We start from the raw sequence: 12,396 nt of genomic DNA on the forward strand, positions 1-12,396 counted from the left end.
CCGTGACTTGTAAGTGACAGACACAGGGAAAAGCGCGTGGCAGAAGCGCACAATCCGTTGCCAAGAGGCCTCCTTGAAGTCAGTTTGTCGTGAGTTGTCCCGGGTAGCGCTGGCCGCGAAATCGGGGCCTGTATATCGTCTGCGTGGGAATCGTTGCGTGCAGGCGTGCAACTTTCGAGAGGCCGGCGCGGTTTAGCCGAAGCTCAATAGGCGATAACGAAGCTGTTCCATGGGGGACAGTTCACCCGAGGGGTGCGACACAATGCGTGACTGTTTGAACCACCGTGCAGGCTTTGACCGCGTCTTGATGACGGTCGCGGCGACCTTCCTCACGGTATCGGCCAGCTCGGCCCTGGCGCAGGATCAGGCGCGCAGCAGCGCTGCCGAACTTGCGATTGAAGCTGCGATCCCGCGTCCCGAACCCGCAAACGTCCCGCCCCCGACCGCATCCGATATCAAGCTCGACACCACCGCCACGGTTCAGGACTCGGCAAAGGAGCCGGTCAAGGAACCCGTGAATGCGGAAGCCGCTCCCGCGCCAAACAAGGTCGACACCAAGCCTTCCGACGTCGCCACCACGCCCGCCGCCGAGGCGCCGAAGAGCGAGACGGCGAAGACCGAACCTGCCAAGGCCGACACGCCGGCCGCGCCCGCCACCGCTGCTGCTCCGGCCTCGGAGCCGGTGAAGGCCGCGAGCAACGTTCCCGCGGCCGACCAGCCGGTCGCCGACAAGCTCAAGGACATCGTCGGCGCCAAGACTGCGCGCTATTTCGACCGCAAGAACGAGCGCGCGGCGATCGAGAAGTTTTACGGCGCACGCGATTTCGCACCAGTTTGGACCCAAGGCGGCAGCCTGACCGCTGCAGCCAAGGGCGTGATCGCCCGGCTCAAGGATGCGGCCTCCGACGGTCTCAATCCCGCCGATTACCCGCTGCCGGACTTCGCCGCCGCCACGACGCCCGATGCGCTCGCCGATGCCGAGCTCAAGCTCACCGCCAGCATGTTCGACTATGCGCGCCAGGCCCAGAGCGGCCGCATGCACTGGTCGCAGGTCAGCGGCGACATCCTCTATCCCGAGCATCCGGTCGATCCGAACGAGGTGCTCGCCAAGGTCACGACCGCGGCGGACGCCTCCGCGGCGCTCGACAGCTACAATCCGCCGCACAAGCTCTACAAGGAGCTGAAGGCGAAGCTCGCGGAGCTCCGCGGCCAGGGCAACGGCCCGATGATCGAGATCGCCGATGGTCCGACGCTGAAATACACCCCGGCCGGCAAGAAGCAGGCTGAAATCGTCGTTGAAGATCCGCGCGTGCCGCAGCTGCGCGCGAAGCTCGGCATCGCCGAGAACGCCAGCGACACCCGCTATGACGCGGCGGTCGCCGAAGCCGTGCGCAAGTTCCAGAACAGCGCCGAGCTCAAGCCGACCGGCATCCTCGACGACAAGACGGTCAAGGCGATCAACACCCCGAAGCGCGACAAGCAGATCGACGTGGTGCTGGTGAACATGGAGCGCTGGCGCTGGCTGCCGCGCGACCTGGGCGTTCCCTCGCTCGGCGATGCCTACGTCATCCTCAACATTCCCGACTACACGCTGAAGGTGATGCAGCGCGGCCAGCAGGTCTGGACCACCCGCGTCGTCACCGGCAAGCCCGGCACGCATGCGACCCCGCTGCTCACCGAGACGATGAAGTACATCACGGTCAATCCGACCTGGAACGTGCCGCCGTCGATCGTCTACAACGAATATCTGCCGGCGCTTCAGCAGGACCCGACCGTGCTCCAGCGGATGGGGCTCAAGCTCGAACAGAACCGCGACGGCTCGGTGCACATCTCGCAGCCGCCCGGTGAAGCCAATGCGCTCGGCCGCATCCGCTTCAATTTCCCGAACAAGTTCCTAGTCTATCAGCACGACACGCCGGACAAGAACCTGTTCGCCCGGGACGAACGCGCCTTTAGCCACGGCTGCATGCGCGTACAGAACCCGGATCAGTACGCCTCGGTCCTGCTCAACATCGCGCTGCCGAACGAGAAGTACACGCCGGAGCGCGTGCGCAGCATGTACGGCAAGAGCGAGATCGACCTGAAATTCCCGACCCCGATCCCGGTCAACATCACCTATCAGACCGCATTCGTGGATGATGGCGGCAAGCTGCAATTCCGCAAGGACGTCTATGGCCGCGACGCGACCATGATCAACATCCTGAAGAACGGCCGCGGCAAGGATCTCGAGAACGTCGTGGCGCACTCCCAGCCGAGCTATTCACGCCCGGCAACGACGCTGCCGAACGGCGTGCTGGCAGCCAACAATGGCGGCTCGTCCGGCCCGAATTTCTTCGAGCGGCTGTTCGGAGCCCCGACCCCGCCGCCGGCTCCGGTCGGCCGCCGTCCCCAGCAGCAGCGGGTGTTCACCCGCTGAGGCAGGCCCCCCCGACCCCTGATTTCCTGAAATTCTCCAATAAAGTCAGCGACCTCATCCTCTGGATGGGGTCGCTTAACGTTAACCATTCTCCACCTAACCTCGGGCAGCGGGCGTTTTTTCGCCACACTCACCCGGTTAGGTTCGCAATCTGACTTGGTTTGGGGGCGGGAAGGTCAACCTCGAATTAACCTTCTCGCTTTAACAAAGCGTTCATCCTCTTTCGCGCGCTTAGGGGTTTGCGGGAGAGTCCATTTTGAACGCTCGTCGACTGGGTGGGCTCTAACGTGCTGACTGGTATCGCACGCCAATTCGCTGTGCTGTCGTTGTCCCATGCGGGAGTGAAGGCCGGATCCAGGATCGGCCTCGCTGCCGTATTGCTGTTTGCTGCCGCGGGTTCAGTTCATGACGCTGCCGCGCTGAACGAGACCAAGACGCTCTCCTTCCACCACACCCATTCCGGCGAAGACCTCACCGTCACCTTCAAGCGCGACGGGCGCTACGACGAAGCGGCGCTGAAGCAGCTCAACCACTTCCTGCGCGACTGGCGCAGCCAGGACGAGACGGTCATGGACCGTCACCTCTTCGACATCCTCTGGGAAGTCTATCGCGACGTCGACGGCAAGCAGCCGATCCAGATCATCTCCGCCTACCGCTCGCCCGCCACCAACTCCATGCTCCGCCGCCGCTCCTCCGGCGTGGCGCGCTTCAGCCAGCACATGCTGGGGCATGCGATGGACTTCTACATCCCGAACGTGCCGCTGGAGCAGATCCGCTTCGCCGGCCTGCGCCTCCAGCGCGGCGGCGTCGGCTTCTACCCGACCTCAGGCTCGCCGTTCGTGCATCTGGACACCGGCAGCATCCGGCACTGGCCGCGCATGACGCATGACCAACTCGCCCGGGTCTTCCCGGACGGACGCACCGTCCACGTCCCGACCGACGGCACGCCGCTGAAGGGCTATGAGCTGGCCAAGGCCGAGATCGAGCGGCGCGGCAGCGGCGAGGATTCCGGCAGCAAATCGAATTTCTTTGCCAACCTGTTCAAGGGCAAGCCGGCTCCGGCCGCCGCGAGCAACGACGAGGATGACGAGGGCGCGCCCGCGCCGGCCGCGAAGACTGTCGCGCCGACCGTGGTCGCCGCCGCGACCAAGCCGGCCGATCCGGTGCCGACGCCGCGCGCCAAGCCGTCAGTCGCGGCGACCATTCAGCTCGCCTCGGCCGATGCGCAGATCGTCGCGTTGCCCAAGTCGAAGCCCGCGCCCGTGGCTGACAAGCCGGCCGCCGGCAAATCTGCTGATGCCAAGCCCGAGACCCCCGCCGACATCATCAATGCCCGTGGCTTCTGGGACGCCCCGGCTACGCCGCAGCAGGCGACGCCTGCTCAAGTGGCTGCGCTGAAGGCCCGCCAGGCGCTTTCGGCCGCCACCGATCCGCAGCCGACCGCGAGCGTGTCCAGTGCCGCCTATCAGGCCCTGGCCTACGCGCCGGCATCCGCCTCCCCGGTCGACCGCGCCAACGTCGTCGCCGCCTCCGCGCCGATCCCGCGCTCCGCCCGTCCCGCCTCCGCGTCGCGCAACGTTGCGCCCGCGACCGAGATCAACACGGTTGTCGGCAAGCGCGTCGACGGCATGGTCGCAACCGCGACCCGGCTCTCCGCAGCCAAGGGCGAAAGCATCTGGCTCAAGATCGTGATGCTATCGCCGAGCGCCAGCCGCGCGATGTCGGTGACGCTGATGGGCGAACTCGACACGGCCGCAATGCGCGCCTACTTCGTCAAGCCGCAGTCCGTGATCGCGATGGGTTTTGCCGACGACCCGATGCAGGGCCTGTCCTGCGACACTTTCTCGGGCACCGCGACCGCCAAGCTCGAGACGACATCGTTCGTCATGCGGACAGCTTCGCTGCGCTGAGGCGCGGGCCTTCAAGAACCTCCGCAGCCGTCCTGGCTTTCGCCAGGACGACCGCGATAGTTCAGATCATCCCCAGAGCTTGCATGTAGGTCTCGAGAATCGTCTCGGCCTCGGCGCGCTCGTTCGGGTCCTGCTTGCGCATGCGCACGATGGTGCGCAGCGCCTTGACGTCGTAGCCGTTGCCCTTGGCCTCGGCGAAGACGTCGCGGATGTCGTCGGAGATCGCCTTCTTCTCTTCTTCCAGCCGCTCGATGCGCTCGATGATGGACTTGAGCTGGTCCTTGGCAAATTTCGTCGCGGGCTCGTCGTCGCGGACGGCGGCGGAGGTGGCCATCTTGGTACTCCCAATGGAACTGGCAAAACGAGGTGACGCCGGCATCCTCACCGCGCGTGCTGGTTAGACCCTTAGGGTTCGGACCTCTCGCGTTCAAGGCAGCATCGCGCTCGTCCACAGCGCGCCCACACCTTCCTGCGGCGCGTCGAAGAAAGCTGTTGTGTGATGCGACTCAAGGGCACCGCATTATCGGGCTGCCGGCGAGGCCGTTCAGTGCCCGGGATGAACCTTCTTCATAGCATCGAGTTGCTCAGGCGTGGCCGCGCCCTGGTATTTCGACTTCCAGGCGTCGTAGGGCATGCCATAGACGGCTTCCCGGCTCTCGTCCTTGCTCAAGGCGACGCCTTGGGCGTCGGCGGCGTCCTTGAGCCAGTTGGACAGGCAGTTGCGGCAGAAGCCCGCGAGATTCATCAGGTCGATGTTCTGGACGTCTGTCCGTGTCTTCAAATGATCGACCAGGCGCCGGAAAGCGGCAGCCTCGAGTTCCGTTCTGGTTTTGTCGTCGATTGCCATGGCTGGATCCCTCGGCTTACGAATTGGCTGTGACCTGGATGGGTCACCCTTACGAGATCAGGTGGGGCCTGTCACAGATTTTGCCATATCGCGGCGCAGACGGGCGCGAAGCCGGCTTCGGGACAGTTCCCGGGCCCTACGCCAAATCGTCAATGATCTGATATAGCTTCCGCGACAATGATCGCCGAATCTCCCCGCTCCCGCCTTCGCCTGCTCGCCCGGTTGGTCCCGGTGCTGGTGGTTGGCCTGCTGTGCCTCTGGGCCAGCCCGGCCTCCGCCGATTTCCGGCTTTGCAACAACACATCGAGCCGGGTCGGCATCGCGCTCGGCTACAAGGATGCCGAGGGCTGGACCACCGAGGGCTGGTGGAACATCTCGTCCCGTTCCTGCGAGACGCTGCTGCGGGGAACGTTGGTGGCCCGCTTCTATTACATCTACGCCATCGACTATGACCGCGGCGGCGAATGGTCGGGGCAGGCCTTCATGTGCTCGCGCGACAAGGAGTTCACCATCCGCGGCACCGAGGACTGCCTTGCGCGCGGCTATGACCGGACCGGCTATTTCGAGGTCGACACCGGCGAGCAGCGGGCCTGGACGGTGCAGCTCACCGATGCCAACGAGCAGCCGTCAAAACAGCAGCGCGTGCCCGGTCTACCCGGCCCGGTTGGTCCGGGGGTTCCCGGTTTGCCCAATGGCCCGCCCGGTGGTACGCCCCCCGCCGCGCCTGGCCTCCCGCCAGCTCCCTCGCCCCCGTCTGGAAGTAAGCCATGAGGCGTCTTCGCCGTATCAAGATTCTCGCGACCCTTGGACCCGCCTCTTCGGACCTCGCGATGATCCGCCGCCTGTTCGAGGCCGGCGCCGACCTGTTCCGCATCAACATGAGCCACACCCCGCATGACAAGATGCGGGAGCTTGTGGCGACGATCCGCAACGTCGAGAGCAGCTATGGAAGGCCGATCGGCATTCTGGTCGATCTCCAGGGACCAAAGCTCAGACTCGGCGCGTTCGCCGAAGGCGCGGTCCAGCTCCAGAACGGCCAGACCTTCACGCTGGATTCCGACAAGGCGCCGGGTGACACCACCCGCGTCCAGCTCCCGCATCCGGAGATCCTGGCCGCGCTGCGGCCGGGCCATTCGCTGCTGCTCGACGACGGCAAGGTGCGGCTGATCGCCGAGGAGACCTCGAAGGAGCACGCGGTGACGCGCGTCGTGGTCGGCGGCCGGATGTCCGATCGCAAGGGCGTCAGCCTGCCGGACACCGACCTGCCGGTCTCGGCAATGACGCCGAAGGACCGCGCCGACCTCGAGGCGGCGCTGGTCACCGGCGTCGACTGGATCGCGCTGTCCTTCGTGCAGCGCGCCGACGACGTGCTCGAGGCCAAGAAGATGATCCGCGGCCGCGCCGCGGTGATGGCCAAGATCGAGAAGCCGCAGGCGATCGATCGCCTGGCCGACATCATCGACGCCTCCGACGCCCTGATGGTGGCGCGCGGCGATCTCGGCGTCGAGCTGCCGCTGGAACGCGTGCCGAGCCTGCAGAAGCAGATGACGCGCATGGCGCGGCGCGCCGGCAAGCCGGTGGTGATCGCGACCCAGATGCTGGAATCGATGATCCAGTCGCCGGTGCCGACCCGCGCCGAAGTCTCCGACGTCGCCACCGCCGTCTACGAAGGCGCCGACGCCATCATGCTGTCGGCGGAATCGGCGGCCGGCAAATTCCCCGTCGAGGCCGTCTCGACCATGAACCGCATCGGCGAGGAGGTCGAGCGCGACCCGATCTATCGCTCCGTCATCACCGCACAGCGTCCCGCCCCGGAAGCTACCGCAGGCGACGCCATCGCGGACGCCGCGCGGCAGATCGCCGAGACGCTCGACCTGCCGGCCCTGATCTGCTGGACCAGCTCGGGATCGACCGCCGTGCGCGTGGCGCGCGAGCGGCCGAAGCCGCCGATCGTGGCGATCACGCCGAACGTCGCGGCTGGACGCCGGCTGTCGGTCGTCTGGGGCGTGCATTGCGTGGTGGCGGAAGACGCGCGCGACCAGGACGACATGGTGAGCCGCGCCGGCCAGATCGCGTTCCGCGACGGCTTCGTCCGGGCCGGCCAGCGCGTGATCATCGTCGCCGGCGTGCCGCTCGGCATCCCCGGCACCACCAACATGGTGCGCATCGCCTCGGTCGGCCCCGAGGGCGAAGCGAATATCTAGGTCCGCCAGCACGCGGCAAACAAAAAACGTCGAAAACAACCCCATGCACAGTAGCCGGCGGGTCCGGCGAATGTACTGGGGTTTGTCGCAAAGGCGAACTCGGGCAATGGCCTGGGCGCGATCAGGTCCGCCGGTCGATCAGGCGGACGTTTTAGGCCCCAACCAGCGCTTTCGCCGTCGGCAGCAGCGTCTGCTGCACAACGAGACCCCTGGCGCGGGCGTCCATGACGCCGACCGCGCGGAGCGCCAGTAGCGTCACGGTCTGCACCGCATCGCGCATCCTGGCGGGGTCGTCGAGATTGTCCGGCGCAAGCGGTCCGACCAGGGCCTCGTGCAGTGCGCCGAGCAGCGCGGTGGCGGCGAGCGCAGTGTCCTGCGCCGGCAGGTGGCCGGCGCGCACGGCGGCGTCGATCCGGGAGGCCATCTCGCCCGCGATCTCGCGCCGGCTGGCGAGGCGTGAAGCGCTGACATCGACATCGACCGGCTCGGCCAGGATGCCCCAGGCGAGCCTGCGCTGCGACAGGGTATGGACCGCCACGGTGGTCACGGCTGCCGCCAGCGCCGAGGACGGCCCCGGCGCGGCATCGGCGGCTCGCCGGATCGCCGTGAGCTCGTCGCGCGAGACTTCGGCGATCAATTCGGAAATCAAATCGGCCTTGGAGGGGAAGTAGCGGTAGACCGTACCCGCCGCGACGCTGGCGCGAACCGCGACCGGCGCAATCTGCACCGCCGCCATCCCGCCTTCCGCCGCTGCCTCCCGCGCCGCCGCCAGTATCGCACTGCGCCGAGCCGCAAGGCGCTTCACCACTTGATGCGTCCGCCGATAAACCATGGCGCGCTTCCTGTCCCACACGCCAGCCGCACGCCCTGCGGCCGAACGCTTCGTCACTGATGTCGCAAATCGCCCCGCAAGGACTGAACAACTATTCAGAGTGGATGACAAGGTGCAAATGCATGAAGCGTCACGCCAAAAATAAGTGCGAGCTCAAACAGCTGAAAACCTCGCGAACTGCTTTGGTGAAGGGGTAACCACGATCGTTACCGCCATCTTAAACCTGCTCCGCGACTGTGCTGCGGTATTGCGATCCCACCTCGGTGCAGCATGGTCGACACGGACGCCCGGACCGCCTGGCAGCTCTTCCACCTGAACTGGCTTCCCATCGCAGCCATGGGCACCCTGCTGGCGCTCGGTCTCTCCTTCACCGGCCTGAGCCTCGAACCGGTCGCCTACGGCGTGACGCTGGCAGTCGCTGCACTCCTGCTCGCGGTGGCCTATGGCCACCGCATCGTCAAAGGCGAGCTTGCCGACCCGAAGCTGCTGTTTTCGCTCGGCACGATCGGACAGATCATTCTCACCTGCGCCATCGTCGGACCGCTCAGCTATGTGGCGGCCAAGCTGAACTGGCCACTGCAGGACCAGGCGCTGCTTGCGATCGACCGTGCTCTCGGCCTCGATCCCGAACCGATCGCGCGATACGTCAACGACCATCCCTGGCTCGCGGACTGTCTGGCTCGCGGATACGGGCTGATCAAATTGCCGCTGCTGGGCATCCCCGTCGTGCTGGCACTGACGGCGCACTATATGCGGCTGCAATTGTTCATGCTTGCGATGAGCCTCGCGCTCGCAGTCACCATCGCGATCTCCGCCGTCGTGCCCGCGATCGGCACCTATTGGGGGCTGCAGCTGTCCGCCGCGCATTTTCCCGAAATCAACACCGCGATCTATGCCGGGCAGTTGCGCGACATTCTCGCGCTTCGCGACGGTAGCCTGCACGAGCTCCGGTTGTTCTTCCTCGCCGGCATTGTCTCGTTTCCGAGCTTCCACGCCGCGTCCGCCGTGCTCTACATGTGGGCGTTGTGGCCGGTGCGCGGCCTCGGCGGCATCGCGGCCGCGCTCAATCTGCTGATGATCGCGGCGACTCCGGTGATCGGCGCGCATTACGTCATCGACGTCGCCGGCGGCATCGCAGTCGCCGCAGCGTCGATCTGGGCGGCGAAATTCTATCTCGAATGGCAGCGCCGCGCGCAGCAAACGTCTGCCGCGCCTGCACCGTCGGCGGTCTGGCAGACCGGCCTCGCGGAATGACGGGCGGCAAGTTGCCTAGGGTCCGCGCGTAGCGCTGTCCCACCAGCAACTTTCAACCTTCAATGTTCTCAACGGTGCGAGCACTTCCGTCTGCGCTCTTGGAGCTGCGGCAGACGCTTTGCCGCATCACAAGCTTGCTACAGCTTCACGACCTCCCAGATCCGGAAATCGTCGGCCAAAAGCAGAGAGCCCCGTCAAGGACGGGGCTCTCTAAATTCGCGATCTGTCCGGCCTTACTTGAGGCTGGTCGAGATCGAGGTGAACTTGGCGTTCAACGTGGTGCCCAGGTTATTGACGACAGTGATGATCGCCAGCGCGATGCCGGCGGCGATCAGACCGTATTCAATGGCGGTGGCGCCGGATTCATCCTTCGCGAAACGCGCAACGAGGTTCTTCATAAAGAGCTCCAAATGAGTACACGAGGCTACAACTGATCTGGTCTTTTTGGGCTTCCCAGCGCCGCTTGACCATGGAACCGAACGTAGTGGCAAAGAATTGCGCCGCAGTTAATTCGACTGCGGAAACACAGAGCGGTTTGCGTGTATTCGCCGATGGTAAACCGAAATCTAAAACGATCCGTTAAATGTTGAGACATTCAAGCCGCCCGGCACGACCGGTTTACCCGGAATTATGACCGCCGTGGTCCAATGTCGACCGCTCGGCACCCCGACAGAAACAACAGGACGACGAGGCGGCATGTCCCTTTCCTTTGCCAACAGCATCACGGTGCAGGGTCGTGCGCGAACCCTGGTGCCGCTGTGCGTCGGTGCGGGTGCCTATCTCTTCTTCGTGTATGTCGGCGACACGCTGCTTCAGGACTCTGACTCGTTCTGGCAGATCAAGATCGGACAATGGATCCTGGATCACGGCGCCATGCCGTACACGGACATCTTTTCCTTCACGCGGACGGGCGCGCCGTGGATTTCAACGTCGTGGCTGTCGCAAGTGCTGTTCGCTTTCGCTCATGCGCAAGGGGGCTGGGCAGGTCCCGTCATCATCACCGCGATGGGAGTCGCGCTCACGGCCGCGATCTTCGTCCATCTGCTCGAGGCACAGATCGAGGCACCCCGCGCAGTGCTGTTTGCGATGCTGGCCCTGCTGCTGTCGCTGCATCACGTCCTGGCGCGTCCCCACATCCTGGCGCTGCCTGTGATGGTGGCGTGGGTCGGCCTATTGATGGCGGCTGCCGACCGCAGGAGCGCACCGTCCTGGTACTGGCTGCCGCTGATGGCGCTGTGGGCGAACTTGCATGGCGGCTTCGTGCTCGGTCTGGCGCTGATCGGTCCGATCTCACTCGAGGCCATCGAGCACGCCGAGAAAGGACGGCGGCTGCAGCTGTTCCTGCGCTGGGTGCTGTTCGGGATCGGTGCACTGGTCGCGAGTTGCTGTACGCCGTACGGCTGGAGAACGCTGCTGGGCGCGACCAACATCCTGAGCCTGGGCGAGCTGCTCTCGCTGATCTACGAATGGATGCCGGCGAACTTTGCCACCTTCTCCTCGTTCGAGGGCGCCCTGCTCGGTCTGATCGCATTCGGCTATTATCGCGGCCTCGTGCTCTCGGCGCCCAGGATATTCCTGATCCTGTTCCTGACCTGGAGTGCGCTGACCCACGTCAGGAGCATCGAGGCGTTCGCGTTCCTGGTGCCGCTGGTGCTGGCGAAGCCGCTGGGCCAGCTGGCCTCGCGCCCGCAGCCGGACGCAACCGGTGCCGACCGCTGGCCGGCCCGCTATGTCACCGCGCTTGGCGCGCTGATGATCGTGGCCGCGAGCTGGACCTCGACCTCGCTTTACATGCGGCATCACCACTTCACCTTCACCATGACGCAGACCCCGGTCGCGGCAGTCGACTTGCTCGAACAACGCAAGGTCCAGCGCATCTTCAACGCCTACCAGTTCGGCGGCTATCTGATCTCGCGCGACGTCCCTGTTTACGTCGACGGCCGCGCCGAGCTCTATGGCGAGAAATTCGTCATGGACTTCTTCAAGGCGACCGAGGGCAGGAAGCCCGAGCTGCTTCCGCGCCTGCTCGACGAATACAAGATCGACGCAACGCTATTGACCGCCGATGCGCCCGGACCGCAGATCCTGGACATGCTCAAGGGTTGGAAGCGGATCTATACGGACGACATCGCAGTGATCCATGTTCGGGACGATGCGGCTGTGACGCCGCCGAAGTGAAAACGTAGCTCCCGTGAATGGGACGTCCGCTTCAAAGCGTGAAGCAGACCTGAACAGGCGCTCGGGCCACCTCGCCGTCTGCTCCTTAGCCGACTTCGTCGGAAAGTGGACCGATCCAGCAAATTTCGCGAACGACGATCGCAAGCCCGGCAGATCGGTAGCAAGCGGCTCTCGCGAGATAGCTTCCTGGTCGTAACGCCAGAACCTGATGTTTACTGCGCAAATCGTCTCCTCTATCCGATGCATCTAGCAACCACATTGCACCGGACGCACCTGTGCCGAATTCCAGGCGTTCAGCATTTGAACTTTTCAGAAGGTTCCGCAGTTGTGGACTTTGCAACGCAGGTTCGATGAGTCTTTCGTCATCAACCCCAAGCCATTGACGAGAAAGCCCCTGTCACGGTGACCACTGGAGCACCACGCGATGTCGCCGGCATCGCCAGATAGCACAACAGCGCTGCCTTGGTAGCAGGCAATTGATCCCAGCCAAGTTCTCACTCTGCATGCACGGGCATAGTCGCTTTGGTCGGCCGGATCTTCATGACCGCGCCATCCTTCGATACCCCGCCAATGCGGGAGTTGTTCGTCAGCAATCAGCAGGTGAGGACCGCCGGTTGTCGTTATCCAATTGTGTGTTCGCAACATACGTCGAACGATAGCAGGTATTTCTGCTGTTGGCCCCGTAGTCGACGCGCCAAGGCAAGTTGCCGCTCTTCGCTTCCGTGGGCGTAGCGGACATAGCAAGTGTTCGCGGG

10 protein-coding genes are annotated in these 12,396 nt (G+C 64.7%); 6 read left to right on the top strand and 4 right to left on the bottom strand.

From position 1 onward, the window contains the following. Positions 1 to 262: 262 nt before the first annotated feature. Together ABIB66_RS31505 and ABIB66_RS31510 are read left to right on the top strand one after the other, a co-directional pair. Complete coding sequence (locus tag ABIB66_RS31505; protein ID WP_354204715.1) at positions 263 to 2,416, top strand: L,D-transpeptidase scaffold domain-containing protein; 2,154 nt, start codon at positions 263 to 265, stop codon at positions 2,414 to 2,416. A 287-nt stretch (positions 2,417 to 2,703) separates the two neighbouring features. After that, positions 2,704 to 4,326 carry a peptidoglycan L,D-endopeptidase MepK gene (locus ABIB66_RS31510; RefSeq protein ID WP_354204713.1) on the top strand — a complete coding sequence of 541 codons (1,623 nt, stop codon included), beginning with the start codon at positions 2,704 to 2,706 and terminating at the stop codon, positions 4,324 to 4,326. A gap of 61 nt (positions 4,327 to 4,387) precedes the next feature. On the opposite strand, the gene ABIB66_RS31515 is transcribed toward ABIB66_RS31510, so the two are convergent. Together ABIB66_RS31515 and ABIB66_RS31520 are read right to left on the bottom strand one after the other, a co-directional pair. Then, the gene (locus ABIB66_RS31515) at positions 4,388 to 4,660 is read right to left on the bottom strand and encodes a DUF2312 domain-containing protein (RefSeq protein ID WP_007596286.1); all 273 of its coding nucleotides are present in this window, start codon (positions 4,658 to 4,660) and stop codon (positions 4,388 to 4,390) included. 210 nt (positions 4,661 to 4,870) lie between these two features. Continuing rightward, positions 4,871 to 5,173: a DUF1244 domain-containing protein gene (locus tag ABIB66_RS31520; protein WP_354204711.1), complete on the bottom strand. Its 303-nt coding sequence runs from the start codon at positions 5,171 to 5,173 to the stop codon at positions 4,871 to 4,873. Positions 5,174 to 5,350: 177 nt separating this feature from the next. Between ABIB66_RS31520 and ABIB66_RS31525 the strand changes: the two genes are divergently transcribed. Further along, entirely contained in the window at positions 5,351 to 5,944 is a 594-nt protein-coding gene (locus ABIB66_RS31525; protein ID WP_354204709.1) for a DUF1036 domain-containing protein, read from the top strand. Next, a complete protein-coding gene (gene pyk, locus ABIB66_RS31530; RefSeq protein ID WP_354065960.1) occupies positions 5,941 to 7,377 on the top strand; it encodes a pyruvate kinase in 1,437 nt (478 codons plus the stop codon). The genes ABIB66_RS31525 and pyk overlap by 4 nt, the downstream gene beginning before the upstream one ends. A 151-nt stretch (positions 7,378 to 7,528) precedes the next feature. On the opposite strand, the gene ABIB66_RS31535 is transcribed toward pyk, so the two are convergent. Next, complete coding sequence (locus tag ABIB66_RS31535) at positions 7,529 to 8,209, bottom strand: TetR/AcrR family transcriptional regulator (RefSeq protein WP_063994778.1); 681 nt, start codon at positions 8,207 to 8,209, stop codon at positions 7,529 to 7,531. A 270-nt stretch (positions 8,210 to 8,479) separates the two neighbouring features. Here ABIB66_RS31535 and ABIB66_RS31540 point away from each other — a divergent pair, with 270 nt between their 5' ends. Continuing rightward, complete coding sequence (locus ABIB66_RS31540; protein ID WP_354204707.1) at positions 8,480 to 9,463, top strand: phosphatase PAP2 family protein; 984 nt, start codon at positions 8,480 to 8,482, stop codon at positions 9,461 to 9,463. Between the two features lie 233 nt (positions 9,464 to 9,696). Here the strand turns inward: ABIB66_RS31540 and ABIB66_RS31545 are convergent, their stop codons facing one another. After that, a complete protein-coding gene (locus tag ABIB66_RS31545) occupies positions 9,697 to 9,861 on the bottom strand; it encodes a Flp family type IVb pilin (protein WP_106941974.1) in 165 nt (54 codons plus the stop codon). 298 nt (positions 9,862 to 10,159) lie between these two features. Here ABIB66_RS31545 and ABIB66_RS31550 point away from each other — a divergent pair, with 298 nt between their 5' ends. Continuing rightward, positions 10,160 to 11,641 carry a hypothetical protein gene (locus ABIB66_RS31550; protein ID WP_354256903.1) on the top strand — a complete coding sequence of 494 codons (1,482 nt, stop codon included), beginning with the start codon at positions 10,160 to 10,162 and terminating at the stop codon, positions 11,639 to 11,641. The last annotated feature ends 755 nt before the right edge of the window (positions 11,642 to 12,396 follow it).

Origin of the sequence: Bradyrhizobium sp. F1.13.3 (assembly GCF_040548265.1) — a bacterium.
Classification (GTDB): domain Bacteria; phylum Pseudomonadota; class Alphaproteobacteria; order Rhizobiales; family Xanthobacteraceae; genus Bradyrhizobium.

What these genes read in the sequence shown, in the direction of transcription:
- ABIB66_RS31535 (WP_063994778.1), bottom strand. Translation starts at nt 8,209, where the DNA reads ATGGTTTATCGGCGGACGCATCAAGTGGTGAAGCGCCTTGCGGCTCGG.
- ABIB66_RS31525 (WP_354204709.1), top strand. Translation starts at nt 5,351, where the DNA reads ATGATCGCCGAATCTCCCCGCTCCCGCCTTCGCCTGCTCGCCCGGTTG.
- pyk (WP_354065960.1), top strand. Translation starts at nt 5,941, where the DNA reads ATGAGGCGTCTTCGCCGTATCAAGATTCTCGCGACCCTTGGACCCGCC.
- ABIB66_RS31540 (WP_354204707.1), top strand. Translation starts at nt 8,480, where the DNA reads ATGGTCGACACGGACGCCCGGACCGCCTGGCAGCTCTTCCACCTGAAC.
- ABIB66_RS31505 (WP_354204715.1), top strand. Translation starts at nt 263, where the DNA reads ATGCGTGACTGTTTGAACCACCGTGCAGGCTTTGACCGCGTCTTGATG.
- ABIB66_RS31550 (WP_354256903.1), top strand. Translation starts at nt 10,160, where the DNA reads ATGTCCCTTTCCTTTGCCAACAGCATCACGGTGCAGGGTCGTGCGCGA.
- ABIB66_RS31520 (WP_354204711.1), bottom strand. Translation starts at nt 5,173, where the DNA reads ATGGCAATCGACGACAAAACCAGAACGGAACTCGAGGCTGCCGCTTTC.
- ABIB66_RS31545 (WP_106941974.1), bottom strand. Translation starts at nt 9,861, where the DNA reads ATGAAGAACCTCGTTGCGCGTTTCGCGAAGGATGAATCCGGCGCCACC.
- ABIB66_RS31515 (WP_007596286.1), bottom strand. Translation starts at nt 4,660, where the DNA reads ATGGCCACCTCCGCCGCCGTCCGCGACGACGAGCCCGCGACGAAATTT.